We start from the raw sequence: 16,777 nt of genomic DNA on the forward strand, positions 1-16,777 counted from the left end.
TAGAACCTGTTCAAAGTCTGTTGCGCTTCGTGGTGCGTTGCACGGTGAGTACAAGCTCAAAATGCGCATGTACCACCCGACCATTCCGTTTTTTCGCTGGTTTTCGCCTTGTCTCGACCCTGCTCGCGAGGTTCTCAGAGAATTTCGGCAATGCTGCGCGCCGCGCGTTTGGCGTCGAGAAAAATCAGACCCAGCTTGGCCTCGCGCCGTGCGATCACGGTCAGCACCGCGTCCGGGCTGGCGTGGCTCATCAGAATGTAGCCGTGCTCTCCCTTGACCATCACTTGTTCCAGCCCGCCACGCGCCAGTTCTCGCGCGGTGCGCTCGCCCAGCGAGAGCATCGCAGCGGCCATCGCGCCGACCCGGTCTTCGTCAACCTCCTGCGGCAGCAGCGCCGCCATGGTTAGGCCGTCGGCGGAAATGATGGCGGATGCTTCTATGTCGGCGGTTGCGCCGTTGAGGTCGCTCAGGATGGATTTGAGCATCTGTTCACGCATGGTGTTCTCCAGGGTTTTGTTCAATGCGCCGGCCGTAGCGCGGCCGGGGTTCAGGCGTAGCGGCGCGCCAGCAACTCCACCAAGCCCACAAAGGCTTCGCTTTGCAGCCGAGGTTCGCCGCCTATGATCAACGCGAAGGCCTGCTGCGCCACGTGCAGGGGGTAAAAAGCCAGTTGGCTGCGGCCGGCCGGGTCCACCGCGGCCCAGGCGGCGCTGCCCAGATTGAGATGGTTCTTGAGCAATAGATGATGCCGACGGCTCAATGACATCAAATCGCCGGCCAGCGCGGCGATTTCCTCGGCGGTTTCGTGGTGGAAGCCTGCGGTGGCGTAATAGAGGCCGTTATCGTCGGCCAGCAAGGCCTGACCGCTGCCGGACAAAGCCTCCAGAAGCTCCGGCAGCTGGCTTTCCAGGTTGCCGGCGAGGGCTGGCCGCGGTTCCGCGGTGCCGTGCACGAATTCCAATCGTTGCAATCGATAAAGGGTGGCCAGCGCCTGTTCCAACTCGTCGTCGCACCATTCGCTGAGCAAGGGTTCGCTCAGCGGCACCGCATGGCCAAGCCGCAGGATGTTGAACAGCAGGCGACGGGTCAGGTCGGCTTCGGCTCCCGCTACGGCGTAAAAGGCCCCGGCCGGCGTGGCCATCGGGTAGAGCGGCCCGCTCAGCCGCAGTTCTTCGTTCATTGCGGTTCTCCCAGACCAGGGTCTATCGAGTACAGCAGCGCCAGCAGCAGTTGTTTGATGTCTTCGCGGCGGCGGCAGTCCACTTCGAACACCGGCGCGTTCAAGCCGCGCGCGGCGAGGGCTTCGGCGTAGACGTCGGTGGCGGACAGCGGCGCGAGATCGGTCTTGCTGACGCCCAGCGCCAGCGGCGCGCGGCGCAGCAGCGGTTCGAAGGCGCGCAGGAAGAAGCTGAGATCCTGCAGAGGGTTGGCGCGGCTGTGGTCCAACAGCAGGATCAGACCGATGCTGCCGCGGCTGACGATGTCCCACATGAAGTCGAAGCGTTCCTGGCCGGGGGTGCCGTAGAGGTGGACCTTGGTGTCGGCGTCCAGGCGCAGCATGCCGTAGTCCAGGGCTACCGTGGTGTGGTCCTTGCGATGCAGGGTCATGTCGCTGGCCTTGGCGTCGGTGCGGATCGGGGCGATGTCGCTGATGGCGGCGATGGCGGTGGTCTTGCCAGCGCCCACGGGGCCGGCGAAGAGGATTTTGTTATCGGGGCTGCGCATGATGGAAGGTCGAGAGGCTCACAAGCGGGTCACTTTTTGCAGGAGTCGGGACAAGAAGCCGGCGCCGTCTGGGCGCAGGGGGCCGGTCGGCGTCGAGCCGGGCCGCACCGGCGCGCTGGATATCACTTTCAGAGGCGGCGCATCGCTGCGCCAGTCCAGCAGGCCCAAAGCATGGGCCGCGGCCAGGAAGGTGCAGGCGTGTTCGGGGTCCACGCGAAGCAGCCGGATGATGATGCGCAGCGTGGCCGGCGTTTTGGTCAGCAGCGCGCTCAGGCGCGTCGCATCCGGCAGCGCCTCCAACCGGGTCAGATTGGGCCATTGCCTCAGCCGCAGGGGGGTGTCGGCGCCGATGCCGGCGGGCAGCCGCCCCTGGCTGCTCCAAATCGCCAGTTGCCATAGCAGCGCCGGTAACGGCTGGGTGACGACGCCGGCGCTGGCGCCGGCGGCCTGCGCCTGCAATGCGGGCGTATCCTGCCGACACAGCTCGCGCAATTGCTCCGCGGGCTGCAGGCATTGCGCTTGTGCGCGGTCCGGACGCAGCCATAGCAGCGGCCTGCCATCCACCAGCAATAGCGCCGGCCGCGGTTGGCGGGCCAGCCGCGTGGTCGCGCCGAGCAGGCCGCGGCGCGGGTCGAAACGGGCGATGGAGATCGGCGGCATGGAAGACGGAGGAGCCGGCGCGGCGGCCGGTTCGGACCGGGGCGCCGTAGCCGGAAGCGGGTCCGTCGCCGGAGCGCGTGTCGGAATAGGTGCGGGCCCCAGCGCCGCTTGCAGTTGGGGAAACAGGGATTCCACCCGCAGCGGTTTGGTCAGCGTCGGAGCCGGGGCGTGTTCCGGCGGCGTAGAGGCGACGATCAAGGCGGGCAGCTCTGGGTGGCGGAGGCGGAATTCTTCCCAGGCTTGCCAGCCGATTGGACTGTCGATATCGACGATGGCCAGGTCCGGCAGGTGTTCGCCGGACGAGGACTCCAGCAAGCGGTAGCGTATGCTGTGGTGCAAACGAAAAGCCATGCGAAGCAGGGCCAGCTTGCGGTCGTCCATGCCGACGGCGAGCACGGCGATATCGGAGGCGGGCGGGGTGGGGCGCGGCATGGGCGTTTTGCTCAGGCGGCCAGCATGCGCCGATGGGCGGCGTCGGCGTCGGCATCGAAACCGGCCAGTTGCGCGCTGACCTCCAGCGGCAGCCGCGTCACATGCGAGCGCAGCTGCTGTAAAAGCCAATGGAAGCGAGCACGGTCGTCTTGCCGACGGTAAAGCTGCAGCAAAGGCGGATAGTTGGCGGCGTCCTCCGGCTGGCTTAGCACAGCCTGTTCCAAGGTTTGGATAGCCATATCGACCTGACCTTCGCTGAGGTAGGCGTCCGCCTCGCCGCGCGCGTCGACGCTCTCAGTCGGCATCTTGACGGTTTGGCGCGTGACCAGCGGCCGGCGCAGAGGCGCGGAGGCGGGCGGCGCGCCGCTGAAGCCGAAACTGCGGCCGATTCGCTCCAGCTCCGGCCGTTCGGGGCGTTGCGCCAGCAGATCCAGCACCGGGTGGGCACCGAGCAGCCAACCCGCGTGGATCAATTGTTCTTTGAGGCTTACGCCATGCTCGCCCAGCGCCAAGTGGAAGCGCCAGAGCGTCCGCGCGTAACGCGGTAATTGGCGCTGTCGGTAATGCACATACAGCAGGTCCAGTAGATGCGTCAGCGAGTGAGGCCGCAAGGCCAGCGTCTGCTCTAACGCCGTGGTTGCGGCAGCGTATTCTTGCCAGCGCAGCCAGACTTTGGCCCGGCGTTCGGCTGGCAAGAGCGCGGCGATGACGTCTTTCTCTCTTTCGTTCAGCGGGAACAGCGGGGCGCAGCCATGCAGCAAGGCTTGGGGCCGTTTGGCATCGATGGATGGCGACGGCGACGGGCGGGAGGGGTGGATGGCCGCCGTTGTCTCCTCCGTGGCCTCTTCCGACAGGTCCGGCGCGTCGTCGCCCAGACGCAGGCCGATCTCCTCCGGCCCCCAGCCCAGTCCCTGCTCCGCCAATACTCGCAGGGACAGGTGGTTGCGCTCGACGCGCAGCCCGGCCTCCACCGCCTGCTCCAGGGCTTCCCGTCCTATCAGCGCCAGATCGTGCTGGCGTTCCAGCATCAAGGCGTAGTCGTCCAGCGCCCCGGTTTGCAGGTATAGGCCGGCCAGCCTTTTAAGCTGCTTGCCGGAGTGCGGCGCCAGCCGGTCCACGTAGTGACGCAAGGCTTGCGCGGCCTGTTCCAGATAGCCGAACTCGATGAAGATGTCGACTTCGGCGAGCGAATCGAGCTCATCCACCTGATAGGGCAGCTCGGCGTCGCCGGTGTCCGCAGGCTCCGGTTCCGCCATCTGTATGTCGGCGTTCCGCGCTTGCGCGGCGCGGTCGCGGCGCGCTTGCCAGCGCAGCGCGGCCAGCAAGCTCAGTAGGCCCATGATCAGCGCCAGGCCGGCGACAAGGTCGAAATTGCTCTGCGGCAGCCAGTCAGTCATGAGAGGGCACCTCGCGAGGCGGCGGCGTGAAATCGGCGGGGCTGATCAGGTCGGTGCCGCACTCCAGGGTTTCGAACCAGTCCAGAAAGCGCTTCACCATGGGCTTGCCCTGAAAGGAAGCGCCGTGCTGCGGCACGATCCACTCAATGTCCAACTGACGGACCATTTCCACCCATAGCCTGCAAGCCTTGTTATTGGACATATAACGCCGATGAAAGGCGAGCATGTGGCTGTCATGCAGATGAGCATCGAAATCGCTGACCGGCAAGCCGGCGGCGTGCCCGTCCATCAGCGAGGCGCCGATATCGCCGGAAAACAGGATTTTGCTGATTGGATCGTAGATCTGAAAAAAACCGACGGTGTGCAAGTAATGGGCCGGGACGATTTGCAGTTCCGCGCCGCCCAGCCTCAGCCACATGCCGCGCGGCGGAATCGCCACCAGCCGGCCGGCTGTGGCCCCGCGCATGCAGAAGTGGGGCAAGAAGCGGGTCCATTCTTCGGCGATGATCACCTGAGCGTCGGTGATGAGCAGCCAGCCGCCCACCGAGGCGATGATGTCCGGGTCCTGATGAGAGGCGAATATGTAGCGAGTGTGCGAGGGCAGGAAGTAGTCGGCCAGTTCCGCGATCAGGTGCTTGTAAGTGAGGTTGCCGCCCGGATCCAGCAAAATGCCCTCGCCTTGGTCGATGATGGCGAACTGGTTGGATTGTATGCCTTCGCCTTGCACCAGTTCGGTGAAGGCGACGCATTTGTGATTGCCGTCGTCGTAAAGCACCAATGCCATAAGCCGCCTCATCAAGCCGGCTGCGCAATGGAAGCGCCGCCGCCAGGTTATGCCGTAAGAATGTGAAGATTCTATGCAAGCGGTATGGTTGGGGTGTTGACTTGGGTCAAGACTGCCCAGAGCGAATGTTTGCCCAGGACGATGACAATACCGCGATAAAGATGTATAGTTTTTACATCTTTAAAGGAGGCCGGGGATCAACCGGCATTTTTTACCCGCTTTAAAATGTATGTAAAACACATCTTTAGGAGCCTTCCATGCTGAATCCCGAAATCCGCGCCCTTGTCAAAGCCACTGTTCCGGTGTTGCAGCAACACGGCCTGGCTTTGACCAGCCATTTCTATCGCCGCATGTTCACATACAATCCGGAGTTGAAAAACATCTTCAATCAAGGGCATCAGCATTCCGGTCAACAGCAGCAGGCGCTGGCGATGGCGGTATTGGCCTACGCCCAGCACATCGACGACCCATCGCCGTTGGCGCCTGTGCTGACCCGAGTGGCGCACAAACATGTCAGCCTGGGCATTCGGGCCGAGCACTACCCCATCGTCGGCAAGCATTTGCTGGCCTCCATCCAGGAGGTGCTGGGCGAGGCGGCAACGCCTGAGTTGATAGACGCCTGGGCCGCCGCTTACGGCCAACTGGCGGATATCTTGATCGCCGAGGAGCGCGAGCTGTATCTTGCCGCCGCCAACAACGAGGGCGGCTGGGCCGGCTGGCGGCCGTTCCGCATTGCGCGCAAGGTGGACGAGAGCGAGGAAATCACATCCTTCTATCTGGTGCCGGCCGACGGCGGCGCGGTGCCGGGTTTCCGTCCCGGTCAGTATGTTTCGGTCAAGTGCTTTGTTGCGGAATGGGGGCTGGCTCAGCCGCGCCAGTACAGCCTGTCTGACGCGCCCAATCGCGAACATCTGCGGATTTCGGTCAAACGAGAAGCGGGCGGTGACGGCAAGCCAGCGGGACGAGTGTCCAATCTGTTGCATGCGGAAAAGCGGGAGGGCGACATTCTGGAGCTAAGCGCGCCGCAGGGCGATTTTTTCCTGCATGAAGAGCGTAGCGGTCCGGTGGTGCTGATCAGCGCCGGCGTCGGCCAGACGCCGATGTTGTCCATGCTGCGGCACCTGCTGAAAACCGGCAGCCGCCGGGAAATCCGCTACCTGCACGCGGCTCGCCACGGCGGCGTGCATGCGATGCGCAACGGTTTGCGAGAGATGCAGGAACGCTACGCGCAGCTGCGCGCCCATGTTTGCTATGAAGCGCCGCGCGCGGAGGATGAACTAGGCCGGGACTATCAGCAACAAGGCCGTCTACAGCTGAACCAACTGCGTGAAATGACGCTGTTGCCGGATGCTGACTACTATCTGTGCGGCCCGGTGGGCTTCATGCTGGCGCAGCGCTCCAGCTTGTTGGACCTGGGCGTGGCGGTGGAGCGGATTCATTTCGAAGTGTTCGGCTCCAACGCCGTCGGCGCTTAAGCCATTGAGCCGGCGGCGCTTGCCGCCGGGCTCCGCCTCAGAACCTGTTCAATGTCTGCTGCGCGTCGACGATACGACGTTTAAAACAGTTTCAGAATGCTCGTGTACCATGTGTACACTTCGCGTCTTCAGTCATTTTTTGCCTTGTCTCGTGCTTGATCGCTAGGCTTGGAACAGGTTTTAAGACCATGCAATTGACCCGTTTTACCGACCTCGGCCTCCGCGTGCTGATGTATCTGACCTGGCAGGAAGAGGGGCAGTTGGCCACCATTCCGGAAATCGCCGCCCGTTTCGAGGTGTCGCGCAACCACTTGGTCAAAGTTGTCCATTTCATGGCGCAGCAGGGCTGGCTGCAGACCAGCCGCGGCAAGGGCGGCGGCCTGGCGCTGGCGCGCGCGCCGGAGCAGTACCGGGTGGGCGAGGTGGTGCGCGAGCTGGAAGGGCTATCGCAGTTGATAGACTGTGCGGATCCGCCGTGCGCGCTTCGGCAAGGCTGTAGACTCAAGGGCGCGCTGGACGAAGCCTTGGCGGCGTTTTTCCGGACGCTGGACCAATATACGCTGCGCGATATGATGGCCGCGCCTACCGGCGAGGCCATCGTCCGGCTGCACCGGCAGCCCTTGCGTCCCGGTTAATGACATTGTTGTTTTTGTTGAAATTTATATGGATTATCATTTGTAATATTTTTTGGATCTTATTGTCGTGAACACGGCGGGTACTTACACTGCCCGCCATGCGTTATCCCATCCTCCTCCCCGTTATTTTGTTGCTGGCCGCTTGCGATGCGGCCGAATTTTCCAAAATCAGTCAATCAGCGGAAGTCAAAATCCTGGCCAAGGCCGGAGCAGCCGTGGTGCGCCAGCTGGAACAGGTGACGCGGCCAGCCGCCGACACGGGCGCGCCGGGCCGGGTACAGGCCGCGCAGTTGGTGAGCGGCGTCAAGCAAGTAGGACACCGTGATTTTTCCAACGCCAAGAAAGTATTGCCGCGGGTGTTTGCCGGCATGGAGCAGGATTTCTATTGCGGCTGCGACTACCGCGGCAAGGCGGTGGATTGGGCCTCCTGCGGCTATGTGCCGCGGAAATCGGAAACCCGCGCCAGCCGCATCGAGTGGGAGCACGTGGTGCCGGCCTGGAATCTGGGCCATCAGCGTCAATGCTGGCAGCAAGGCGGCCGCAAGAACTGCGCGGCCAGCGATCCGGTCTTCCGCATGGCGGAAGGCGATTTGAACAATCTGGTGCCGGCGGTGGGCGAGGTCAACGGCGATCGAGCCAACTTCGCCTACGGCGCGTGGAGTCGCAAGCCGACGACGATGTACGGTCAATGCCAATCGGTAACGGATTTCGGCAACAAACGCTTCCAGCCGCGTGAAGAAGTGCGCGGTGTGGCGGCGCGCATCACGCTTTACATGCATGCGCGCTATCAGCTGCGCATGAGCCGGCAGGACCAGCAACTCATGTGCGCTTGGGCGCGCCAGTACCCGGTGAACGCCTGGGAGCGACGTCGCGACGCGCGCATCGTCCAACTGCAGGGCGAGGGCAATTTTCTGGTGACGGAGCCGCAGCGCTTGGCAGAGCTGTGCGGAGCTTGAGCGCCGCGGCCGGGCGGCGTTATTTGACCGCGCCGTCCATGCCGCGCATGAAATAGCGCTGACAAAATAGAAATACCAGCAATACCGGCGCGATGGTCAGCACCGCGCCGGCGGCCACCATCCGCGTGGAGGTGGCGAAAGCGCCTTTCAAGTACTGCACGCCCACGGACAGCGGGTAGAGGTCAGGGTTCTTCAGCACCACGCTGGGCCAGACATAGCTGTTCCAGGACCATACCAGGGTGAAGATGGCCAAGGTGGCCAGATAGGGCCGGCTCAGCGGCAGGCATATGCGCCAGAACAGTTGCCAGTCGCCGGCGCCGTCCATGCGCGCGGCGGCAATGATTTCTTCGGGAATTTCCTCGAAGGCGTGCTTCATCAGGAAAATCCCGAAAGCCCCGGCCAATGTTGGAAGCGCTACTCCGACGCGGCTGTCGTCCAGCCCCAGCCAGGACAGGGTCACGTAATTGCTGAGCACATTGGTTTCGCTGGGCAGCAGCAAGGTGGCGATGATGGCGTAAAACACCCATTGCCGGCCGCGAAAGCGCAGCTGCGCCAGTGCGAAGCCCGCGCAGCTGGAAACCAGCAGCGTGCCGGCAGTGGAGAGGCCAGAGATCAAAGCGGAGTTCCATAAAAACCGTCCCATCGGGATCTGATCCCATACTTCGCGGAAGTGGGTTAGCGACAAGGGCTCCGGCCAGCGCGGAGGGAAGTCGAACACCTGTTCGCCGTTGCCCAAAGCGATCATCAGCGTCCACCCAAACGGATAACAGGCGGCGCAGGCCAGCGCTAGCAGCAACAGGTAGTCCGGCAAGCGCCGGAGTGCGCGCGCGCGGGCTTGCCGGGCGGGGCGGGCGAGTAGGCTTGAGGCTGCGGTCATGGTGAGTGTCCTGAAAGCTAGCGGTGGGCGGGGCGCAGCAGGCGGAAGTTGAGGCCGGCCAGCAATAAGCACACGCCGGTCAGCAGTAAGCCGGCGGCGGCGCCGCGGCCAAAGTCCAACTGATCGAAGCCTTGATGGAACATGTAATACAACACAGTGTAGGTGGAGTTCAGCGGGCCGCCGCGCGTCATCACCAACACTTCTTCGAAGGCTTTCAATGCGTCCAGCGTGGAAATCAGGCTGCAGAACAAGATGGTGGGCCTTAGCATCGGCAGCGTGATGCGCCAGAAACGCTGCCAGGCATTGGCGCCGTCCAGCACGGCCGCTTCCTGCATCTCCGCCGGAATCGCCTGCAGGCCGGCGAGGTAGAGCACCATGTAGTAGCCGATCCCGCGCCAGAAGGTGACGAACATCACCGAGAACAGGGCGATGTCCTCATCGCTGAGAAAGCCGATCTCCTGTTGCGCGGTCAAAAGCCGCAGCCAGCGCAGCGCGCTGTTGAGCACGCCGTAATCGGCGTACATCCAGTTCCACATGATGCCGACCACGGCTACGGTGGTGATCACCGGCAGGTAGACGGCGGCGCGGAACAACTTGATGCCGCGCAAGGGCCGGTTGGCCAGCAGCGCCAGCGCAATGGCGGCCAGCTGGATCGCCGGCACCACCAGCAGATAGAGTAGGGAGTTGCGCATCGCGCGCCAGAACACCTCGTCCTGCAGCAGGAATTCGAAGTTTTCCAGGCCCGCCCACTGCGGTGGCGACAGCAGGTCATAGCGGGTAAAGGCCAGGTAAGCTCCGAACAGCAAGGGCCAGAAGGTGAACACCGCCATTAGCGATAGAGCCGGAGCCAGGAACAGCCAAGCGTTGCGGGCGCTGGATTTCATTGTTGCGCGCTTACTTCAACTGCCGGTTCCAGAACACGACCGCCTCGTCCAGCGCCAGCTGGGCGTCCTTGCGGCCGGTGACCGCGGCTTCCACGCTGTCCACCAGTTTTTTCTTCAGGTCCGCCAGCCGCGGCACCCCGCTCAGGCTGAAGGTGCGGATGTCCGGCGCAGCCTTGGCGCCCTGGGCGCGGGCGATGTCGACCAGGCTGCCACCGGCCTGGGTGAAATAAGGATCACGCAGCGCTGCGCGAGTGGAGGGGAAGGTGGCTCCGGTGACTTTGGAGAACGCCAGCTGCTGAGCGTCGCTGGTCAGGAAGCGAGCGAACTTGATCGCTTCGGCTTGAGTGGACGCAGGCAGCCCTTTGGATACTGCCCAGCCGAACTGGTAGCCGCCCTGTGTCACGCCAGTGGGCCCCAGCGGCGCCGGTTGGACCCGGCTGACCTCGAAGATGGCGCGGGCGTCGGTCTGGGTGCGCCTCACCGCGGTGGGCGCGGTTTCCATCATTGCCAGCCGGCCGCTGTTGTAGAGCTTGACGCTGGCCTGGTAGTTGTCATCGGCGAACAGGTTCTCCTTGGCCAGCGCGCCGGCTTTGTAAGCGTCGGCGTACTGGCGCAGCAAGGCCACATGCGCCGGGCTGTTGAAGACCGCCTTGCCGTTTTGCAGCAGAGGCAAGCCGCGGCCAAGCATGATGCCGTCGATCTGGCCCAACTGCGGCAGCAGGCCGGGCACGCCGGTCTTGACGCGGATGGCTTTGGCGGCGGCCAGTTGCTGCTCCAGGCTGGCCAGCTTGCGCGCCGGATCCAGGCCGGCCTTGCGGAACAGCTCGCCGTTGAGCACCAGCACATTGACGTTGTTGTACCAAGGGTAGGCGTAGAGCTTGCCGCCCACGCTGAGGTCGGCCAGCGCATTGGGCAGATAAGCGGCCTTGTCCGCTGCCAGTGCGCTGTCCAGCGGCAAGAGTGCGCCTTTCTGCGCGTATTTATACAAGCGGGGCACGTCGTGGTTAATCAGCGCCGGCGGCCGGCCGGCGGCGATGGCGGCGTTGAGCTTGGTCTCGAAGCCCTCGTTGAACACATCCACCCAGCGCAGTTCGACATTGGGATTTTGCGCCTCGTACTGTTTCTTGGCGGCGGCGAAATAGGCGTCGAATTGCGGCTTGAGCGAGTCGGTCCAGTATTCGACCACGATTTTGTCGGCGCGGGCCGGGCCGGCCAGGGCCAGCAAGCCGGCGAGCAGCAGCGGGGAAAGGCGCATGGGGAGTCCTTTTCGGAGAGAGGGAGATCAGGCAGCCAGCAAGAGCAGCGCGCCTGCGCAGGCGTCGCCCTGCGGCGGGCTGAGCCGGGCGGCGAATTCCGGCGGCAGCCAGTCGCGCAGCGCTTGGCCCAGGCCGCCGCACAGCGCCACCGGCAAGCTTTCATCCGGGTCCAGCGCCTTGGCGATGGACCAGGCGTCGCGACCGGCCTGACGCAGCAGTTCGGCCGCCAGCGAATCCCGGCGGCCGTTGGCCACCACCAGCGGCGCCAGCTGTGCGAAGAGCGTCGGGGTGGCGCGGCCGTTCCAGGCCATCATCGCCTGCCAGTCGCCGCCCACATGCTCCAGCACCGCCCGCGTCAGCGGCGTCGGCTCCATGCGGCCGTCCAGCGCCATCTGCGCGTACTGGGCGGCACGCTGGCCCAGCCAGGCGCCGCTGGCCTCGTCGCCGCTGGGGTAGCCCCAGCCGCCGACTTCGCGGTGGCCGCCGCCCGGATACAGCGCTTCGCCTATGCTGCCGGTGCCCAGCGCCACGATCACGCCGGGGCGGCCGCCATGGGCGCCCAGCAAAGTGGTGTAGCCATCGGTGGCCAGGCGCAAGCGGGCGTAGCCGGGATCGGCGGCGCGGAAGGCGTCGGCCCAGCCTGCGTTGTGCACGCCGGACAGACCAAGGCCGATCGCGCATTGCGCCGGCGGCGCCAGCGGCAGGCCGGCCTGCTCGAAGGCGCGAGCGATGACTTCGTTCACGGCGGCCCAGGCTTGCGGCACGCCGCGCGACAAGGCGGAGGGGCCGCCTTCCGCGTGGGCCAGCGGGCGGGCGCGCGCGTCGCTCAAACAGACGCGGGTGCCGCTGCCGCCGCCATCGACGCCCAAGCGATATTCAAAAGCTTCAGTCACGATGCTGTCCTTGGTCAAATGCGTGCGTTCGGCGCAAATCACTGAAACATCAGTGATTTGCATTGTCGCGATGCGATGCCATTGGCGTTTTTGGAAATTCAATCATTACAATGGCATTTCGTCAAGTTGATTTATTTAATTGTGTCGACGACACGGCCCGGCAGTCGCCGCCGATGCAACAGGCCTTGCCGGCGCGCTTGTCCGCCCTGCGCCGGGTCGCCATACTGCCTCCATGAAATCCATTCCCGCAGGTCGGGACTCGCGCACGGTGGCGGGGACCAATCTGGAACACGCCCGCGCGCACAACCGCCGCGCGGTGATAGAAACCATACGCCTGAACGGGCAGCTGACCCGCGCCGAGGTGGCTCGGCTGACCGCGTTGACGCCGCAAACGGTGTCCAATATCGCGGCGGAATTGCTGGACGGCGGCATGCTGTTGGCGGGGGAGCCGATGCGCGAAGGCGCGCGCGGCCAGCCGGCGATACCGCTGAGCATCAATCCCGACGGCGCCTACTCGCTGGGCATTCAGTTGGATACCCAGTCGCTGATCGCGGTAGCGGTGGACCTGGCCGGGCAATGCCGCGCGCGGGTGGAGGCGCCGGTGCAGCGGCCGGATCCGCAGCTGGCCCTGCCCTTGATCGAAGAGGTGGTGGGCCGGTTGCGCGCGGACTCCGGAATAGACTGGGGGCGGGTATTGGGCTTGGGACTGGTGATGCCGGGTCCGTTCGGCGTTGAGGGCATGAGTTCGGTGGGCCCTACCACCTTGCCGGGCTGGGAAGAGGTGGATGCGGCGGCGCAACTGGAGCGCAGGCTGGATCTGCCGGTCTTGCTTGAAAAGGACGCTACCGCCGCGGCCATCGGGGAGCGGCTGTACGGCCGCGCCGCCGCGCTGCGCAATTTCGTCTATCTGTTCATCGGCGCCGGGCTGGGCGCGGGCTTGTTTCTGGACGGGAGGCTGTACGCGGGCGTCCGCCACAACGCAGGCGAGATCGGCCACATGATCGTGATGCCGGATGGAAGGCCTTGCGATTGCGGCAACCATGGCTGTCTGGAGCGTTATGTATCGCTGCGCGCATTGTACGAAACCTTGGGGCTGGCCGACGACGCCGAGCTGGCTGCGCGCAGCCTGGAGCGGCCGACGCCGGAGATCTGCTACGGCATGGAACGCTGGCTGGCCACCGCCGCGCCGCCGCTACGCCAGGCGATCAATATCCTGGAGAGCCTGTTGGATATTGAGGCGGTGGTGATAGGCGGTTTCCTGCCGCCAGCCTTGCTAGAGCAACTGGAGCAACGGCTGCATCCGCTGCCGGGGTCTATCCGGCAAAGCTGCGGCCCGCGCGTGCTGCTGGGGAGCGCCGGCCGCGACACGGTGGCGCTGGGCGCGGCGGCGCTGCCCATCTTTGATGAATTCAATCCGCAGTACGAAGTGCTGCTCAAGGTTTGATGCGGCGTCTTTTTATGTCAATGGCTTGACCTGGACGTCTCGGCGCGTAAATATTGCCCGTCATTAAGGCAAAACGATTTACTTATTAGCCGGGAGACGCGCCATGAAGATTCTGCTGAATCATGTTGGTTTTGAACCCCAAGCGCCCAAGCAGGCCTTGTTGCAAGCGCCTGCCGGGGCTGGGCCTGCGACGCTAGCCTTGTTGGATGGGGAGGGACGGATCGCGGCCGACATTCCCTTGAGGCCGCAGGGCATGGCGGAGGGCTGGCCGGAATGGCACTACTGGCTGGCGGATTTCAGCGGCTGGACGCAGCCGGGACGTTACCGGCTGTGGTTACGGGACAGCGCGCCGCCGGTGATCAGTCACGAGTTCGAGGTGGGGCCTGATTGCCTGGGCAGCCAGATGCTGTCCGATCTGTTGCATTATTTTAAGTCGCAGCGTTGCACCGGTCTTTACGACCAGGCGGATCGAACCGCGCCGGAGTGGGGCGGAGAGGCGCGGCGGGATGCGCGCGGCGGTTGGTTCGACGCTTCCGGCGACTGTTCCAAATACCTGTCCCATCTATCCTACGCCAACTTCATGAATCCTCAGCAGACGCCGCTGCTGGCCTGGTGCCTGATGGCGGGCCGCGACGCTTTGCCGCCGCAGCCGCGCTGGTTCGACGAGCGCATGGTGGACGAGGCTTTGCACGGAGCGGATTTTCTGTTGCGCATGCAGCACTCGTCCGGCTTTTTCTACATGACCTTGTTCGATGGCTGGAGCAAGGCGCCGGAGCAGCGCGAGCTGTGTGCTTTCACCACTCAGCGCGGTGTCAGATCAGGCGCCTTCCAGGCCGGTTTTCGCCAGGGGGGAGGCCTGGCGATCGCCGCGCTGGCGCGCGCTGCGGAACTGCCGCGCGACGGGGAGTTCGGCCGTGGCGATTATCTGGCCGCGGCGCGGCGCGGCTTCGCCCATCTACAGCAATACAACGCGCGTTATCTGGACGATGGCTGTGAAAACCTGATCGACGATTACTGCGCGCTGTTGGCCGCCTGCGAACTATACGCGGCTAGCGGCGAGCCGGTGTTCGCCGATGCCGCCGACCGCCGCGCGCGGCGCATGTTGGCGCAGCAGGACGAGGCCGGTCGTTTCTGGATGGACGCGCAGCGGCGGCATAGCTATTTTCACGCGGTCGAAGCCGGCCTGCCTTATCTGGCCTTGCTGCGCTTCGCCGCGGTATTGCCGGCGTCGCCGCTGGCAAGCGATGCGCGACGGGCGGTCCGGCGCGGGATGGAGGCGGAAATGACGCTGACGGCGGCGGCGGGAAACCCTTTCGCTTATCCGCGGCAATGGGTGGCCCGCAACGGCGAGGAGGGCGTGGCGCGCTTTTTCATGCCGCAGCAGAATGGCAGCGGCTACTGGTGGCAGGGGGAAAATGCGCGGCTGGCCTCGCTGGCGGCGGCGGCCTGCGGCCTGGCGCAACAGGAGTCGCCAGAGGAGGGCGAGCCCCTGCGGGCTTATGCCCAGGGAGCGCTGGACTGGATTTTGGGACGCAATCCCTTCGACGTTTGCATGCTGCAGGGCTGGGGTCGTAATAATCCGCGCTATGAGCCGGGCTATTACAATGCCTGCGGAGGGGTGTGCAATGGGATTACCGCCGCGCCGGGCGCGGATGAAGGTATTGCTTTTCTGAGCCCAAAAGAAACCGATATCGGCCAATCCTGGCGTTGGACGGAACAATGGTTGCCGCATGGCGCCTGGCTGTTTCTGGCCCTGGCTTTGCGCCGGCGGGCGAATGAAGGCTGAAATGTGAAACGCCATCGGCAAGCCGATGGCGTTCTGTTGCGGCGCCCCCGTTGCCGGGGGCGGCCTGCGTTTACTGCTGTTGGGTGCTGCGCGGGCCGCGGTTGCCCTGATAACCGCCTTCGCGGCGTTGGCCTTGGTAGCCGCCTTCGCGACGATTGCCGTAGCCGCCGCGACCGCCGCCGCTGCCCGGACGGCGATCACCGTAGCCGCCTTTGCCGCTGGTGTTGCGACGCGGGCCTTTCGGCGGGCGACGGGTCGGTTCCATGCCTTCGATCACGCCTTCGGTGATTTGACGCTTCAGGTATTGCTCGATGCGGCGAACCTTGTGGAACTCCTTGGACTCCGCCAGAGTGATGGCGGTGCCGTCACGGCCAGCGCGACCGGTGCGGCCGATGCGGTGCACGTAGTCTTCAGCTTGTTTCGGCAGGTCGAAGTTCACCACGTGGGTGATGGTGGGCACGTCGATGCCGCGGGCGGCCACATCGGTGGCCACCAGAATCTTGATACGGCCGCGACGCAGATCGTTCAGCGTGCGGTTGCGCCAGCTTTGTGGCATGTCGCCGTGCAGGCAGGCGGCGGAATAGCCCTGGTCGGACAACTTGTCGGCCAGTTCTTCGGAGTAGGCTTTGGTGGCGGAGAAAATCACGCACTGGTCGAAGCCGGACTCTTTCAGAATGTGATCCAGCAGACGATGCTTGTGGTTCAGATCGTCGGCGTACAGCAGGTGTTCTTCGATGGTGCCGCCCGAGGTTTCGGTGCGGGCAATTTCGATGCGCTGCGGATCGCGGGTCATCTTTTCAGCCATGCGGCCTACGGTGCCGTCCAGCGTGGCGGAGAACAGCACGGTCTGGCGGGTGTCCGGAGTGGCTTTGACAATGGTCTCGATGTCTTCGATGAAGCCCATGTCCAGCATGCGGTCGGCTTCGTCCAGCACCAGCATTTCCAGGCGCGAAAAATCGATGCGGCCGGAGCGCATGTGATCCATCAGACGGCCGGGCGTAGCCACGATCAGGTCGATGGGGCGCGACAGCGCTCGGGTTTGGTAGCCGAAGGATGCGCCGCCTACCAAGCAGGCGGTCTTCATCCAGCGCAGGTCCTTGCCGTATTCCAGCGCGTTCTTTTCTACTTGCTGAGCCAGTTCGCGGGTTGGGCACAATACCAGCACGCGCGGGCCCTGGCCCTTGCCGGTGGAGCGCTCGGAAAGCTTGGTCAGCGCCGGCAGCAGGAAGGCTGCGGTCTTGCCGCTACCGGTTTGGGCGGATACCAGCAGGTCGCGGCCAGCGATGGCGGCGGGCACGGCTTGAGCCTGTACTTCGGTAGGGGAAGAATAGCCGGCGGCTTCCAGAGCGCGCAGGATGGTCGGGGCGATGCCCAGATCGGAAAAATGCATGATGTCCTTTCAGGCCGGTTACTGCCGGCGTCACTTAATAGCCAGGTTGGTGGCGGTCGGTTATACGGCGCCTTTAAGCCGTAAATCATCGGCACTAACCTGACAAGCGGCGAACAGCGGTCCAGTCTGATGCGACATTATAAGCGTGGACGAAGCCTGGAAATGGTCAGGGACGATGAAGCA

General features: G+C 64.4%; 16 protein-coding genes. 5 read left to right on the forward strand and 11 right to left on the reverse strand.

Annotated elements, in window-relative coordinates; translation table 11 throughout:
• Window positions 1–134 precede the first annotated feature (134 nt).
• The 6 genes from BR71_RS00320 to BR71_RS00345 are packed head-to-tail and all read right to left on the reverse strand — an operon-like array spanning window position 135 to window position 4,998.
• Window positions 135–497 (reverse strand): roadblock/LC7 domain-containing protein, encoded by a 363-nt coding sequence (locus BR71_RS00320; RefSeq protein WP_019101000.1) that lies wholly within the window; start codon window positions 495–497, stop codon window positions 135–137.
• A 50-nt stretch (window positions 498–547) separates the two neighbouring features.
• Window positions 548–1,180 (reverse strand): hypothetical protein, encoded by a 633-nt coding sequence (locus tag BR71_RS00325; RefSeq protein WP_019100999.1) that lies wholly within the window; start codon window positions 1,178–1,180, stop codon window positions 548–550.
• Window positions 1,177–1,725 (reverse strand): GTP-binding protein, encoded by a 549-nt coding sequence (locus tag BR71_RS00330; RefSeq protein ID WP_019100998.1) that lies wholly within the window; start codon window positions 1,723–1,725, stop codon window positions 1,177–1,179. Before BR71_RS00330 ends, BR71_RS00325 begins: the two co-directional genes overlap by 4 nt.
• An 18-nt stretch (window positions 1,726–1,743) precedes the next feature.
• Entirely contained in the window at window positions 1,744–2,817 is a 1,074-nt protein-coding gene (locus tag BR71_RS00335; protein ID WP_043631098.1) for a hypothetical protein, read from the reverse strand.
• 11 nt (window positions 2,818–2,828) lie between these two features.
• On the reverse strand, window positions 2,829–4,214 hold the full coding sequence (locus BR71_RS00340; protein WP_043631099.1) for a type IV pilus assembly protein FimV: 1,386 nt from the start codon (window positions 4,212–4,214) through the stop codon (window positions 2,829–2,831).
• Window positions 4,207–4,998 carry an oxygen-binding di-iron domain-containing protein gene (locus BR71_RS00345; RefSeq protein WP_043631101.1) on the reverse strand — a complete coding sequence of 264 codons (792 nt, stop codon included), beginning with the start codon at window positions 4,996–4,998 and terminating at the stop codon, window positions 4,207–4,209. The genes BR71_RS00340 and BR71_RS00345 overlap by 8 nt, the downstream gene beginning before the upstream one ends.
• A 257-nt stretch (window positions 4,999–5,255) precedes the next feature.
• Between BR71_RS00345 and hmpA the strand changes: the two genes are divergently transcribed.
• The 3 genes from hmpA (at window position 5,256) to BR71_RS00360 (ending at window position 8,064) form a co-directional block, all read left to right on the forward strand.
• Window positions 5,256–6,473, forward strand: coding sequence for an NO-inducible flavohemoprotein (hmpA, locus tag BR71_RS00350; protein ID WP_043631103.1), 1,218 nt, complete (start codon window positions 5,256–5,258; stop codon window positions 6,471–6,473).
• 188 nt (window positions 6,474–6,661) lie between these two features.
• The gene (locus BR71_RS00355) at window positions 6,662–7,108 is read left to right on the forward strand and encodes an Rrf2 family transcriptional regulator (RefSeq protein ID WP_043592979.1); all 447 of its coding nucleotides are present in this window, start codon (window positions 6,662–6,664) and stop codon (window positions 7,106–7,108) included.
• A 98-nt stretch (window positions 7,109–7,206) separates the two neighbouring features.
• Window positions 7,207–8,064: an endonuclease gene (locus BR71_RS00360; RefSeq protein ID WP_043631105.1), complete on the forward strand. Its 858-nt coding sequence runs from the start codon at window positions 7,207–7,209 to the stop codon at window positions 8,062–8,064.
• Between the two features lie 19 nt (window positions 8,065–8,083).
• On the opposite strand, the gene BR71_RS00365 is transcribed toward BR71_RS00360, so the two are convergent.
• From BR71_RS00365 to BR71_RS00380, 4 genes are read right to left on the reverse strand one after another with little or no spacing between them, the layout of a single operon-like run.
• The gene (locus BR71_RS00365) at window positions 8,084–8,941 is read right to left on the reverse strand and encodes a carbohydrate ABC transporter permease (protein WP_043631106.1); all 858 of its coding nucleotides are present in this window, start codon (window positions 8,939–8,941) and stop codon (window positions 8,084–8,086) included.
• Between the two features lie 17 nt (window positions 8,942–8,958).
• Window positions 8,959–9,825, reverse strand: coding sequence for a carbohydrate ABC transporter permease (locus tag BR71_RS00370; RefSeq protein ID WP_043631108.1), 867 nt, complete (start codon window positions 9,823–9,825; stop codon window positions 8,959–8,961).
• Window positions 9,826–9,835: 10 nt separating this feature from the next.
• Window positions 9,836–11,080, reverse strand: a complete 1,245-nt coding sequence (locus BR71_RS00375) for an ABC transporter substrate-binding protein (RefSeq protein ID WP_043631110.1) — start codon at window positions 11,078–11,080, stop codon at window positions 9,836–9,838.
• Window positions 11,081–11,107: 27 nt separating this feature from the next.
• Window positions 11,108–11,974 (reverse strand): glucosamine kinase nucleotide-binding domain-containing protein, encoded by an 867-nt coding sequence (locus BR71_RS00380; protein ID WP_043631859.1) that lies wholly within the window; start codon window positions 11,972–11,974, stop codon window positions 11,108–11,110.
• 232 nt (window positions 11,975–12,206) lie between these two features.
• Between BR71_RS00380 and BR71_RS00385 the strand changes: the two genes are divergently transcribed.
• Together BR71_RS00385 and BR71_RS00390 are read left to right on the forward strand one after the other, a co-directional pair.
• On the forward strand, window positions 12,207–13,418 hold the full coding sequence (locus BR71_RS00385; RefSeq protein WP_043631112.1) for an ROK family transcriptional regulator: 1,212 nt from the start codon (window positions 12,207–12,209) through the stop codon (window positions 13,416–13,418).
• Window positions 13,419–13,521: 103 nt separating this feature from the next.
• On the forward strand, window positions 13,522–15,204 hold the full coding sequence (locus tag BR71_RS00390) for a glycoside hydrolase family 9 protein (protein ID WP_043631114.1): 1,683 nt from the start codon (window positions 13,522–13,524) through the stop codon (window positions 15,202–15,204).
• 70 nt (window positions 15,205–15,274) lie between these two features.
• Here the strand turns inward: BR71_RS00390 and BR71_RS00395 are convergent, their stop codons facing one another.
• Complete coding sequence (locus tag BR71_RS00395; protein WP_043631116.1) at window positions 15,275–16,594, reverse strand: DEAD/DEAH box helicase; 1,320 nt, start codon at window positions 16,592–16,594, stop codon at window positions 15,275–15,277.
• Window positions 16,595–16,777: the final 183 nt, after the last annotated feature.

The organism is Chromobacterium haemolyticum DSM 19808 (assembly GCF_000711885.1).
GTDB classification, from domain to species: Bacteria; Pseudomonadota; Gammaproteobacteria; order Burkholderiales; family Chromobacteriaceae; genus Chromobacterium; species Chromobacterium haemolyticum.

Bases quoted from the DNA above. Each gene is read 5' to 3' on its own strand.
- BR71_RS00365 (WP_043631106.1), bottom strand. From the start codon at position 8,941: ATGACCGCAGCCTCAAGCCTACTCGCCCGCCCCGCCCGGCAAGCCCGC.
- BR71_RS00325 (WP_019100999.1), bottom strand. From the start codon at position 1,180: ATGAACGAAGAACTGCGGCTGAGCGGGCCGCTCTACCCGATGGCCACG.
- BR71_RS00360 (WP_043631105.1), top strand. From the start codon at position 7,207: ATGCGTTATCCCATCCTCCTCCCCGTTATTTTGTTGCTGGCCGCTTGC.
- BR71_RS00335 (WP_043631098.1), bottom strand. From the start codon at position 2,817: ATGCCGCGCCCCACCCCGCCCGCCTCCGATATCGCCGTGCTCGCCGTC.
- BR71_RS00340 (WP_043631099.1), bottom strand. From the start codon at position 4,214: ATGACTGACTGGCTGCCGCAGAGCAATTTCGACCTTGTCGCCGGCCTG.
- hmpA (WP_043631103.1), top strand. From the start codon at position 5,256: ATGCTGAATCCCGAAATCCGCGCCCTTGTCAAAGCCACTGTTCCGGTG.
- BR71_RS00375 (WP_043631110.1), bottom strand. From the start codon at position 11,080: ATGCGCCTTTCCCCGCTGCTGCTCGCCGGCTTGCTGGCCCTGGCCGGC.
- BR71_RS00395 (WP_043631116.1), bottom strand. From the start codon at position 16,594: ATGCATTTTTCCGATCTGGGCATCGCCCCGACCATCCTGCGCGCTCTG.
- BR71_RS00320 (WP_019101000.1), bottom strand. From the start codon at position 497: ATGCGTGAACAGATGCTCAAATCCATCCTGAGCGACCTCAACGGCGCA.
- BR71_RS00330 (WP_019100998.1), bottom strand. From the start codon at position 1,725: ATGCGCAGCCCCGATAACAAAATCCTCTTCGCCGGCCCCGTGGGCGCT.
- BR71_RS00355 (WP_043592979.1), top strand. From the start codon at position 6,662: ATGCAATTGACCCGTTTTACCGACCTCGGCCTCCGCGTGCTGATGTAT.
- BR71_RS00390 (WP_043631114.1), top strand. From the start codon at position 13,522: ATGAAGATTCTGCTGAATCATGTTGGTTTTGAACCCCAAGCGCCCAAG.
- BR71_RS00345 (WP_043631101.1), bottom strand. From the start codon at position 4,998: ATGGCATTGGTGCTTTACGACGACGGCAATCACAAATGCGTCGCCTTC.
- BR71_RS00370 (WP_043631108.1), bottom strand. From the start codon at position 9,825: ATGAAATCCAGCGCCCGCAACGCTTGGCTGTTCCTGGCTCCGGCTCTA.
- BR71_RS00385 (WP_043631112.1), top strand. From the start codon at position 12,207: ATGAAATCCATTCCCGCAGGTCGGGACTCGCGCACGGTGGCGGGGACC.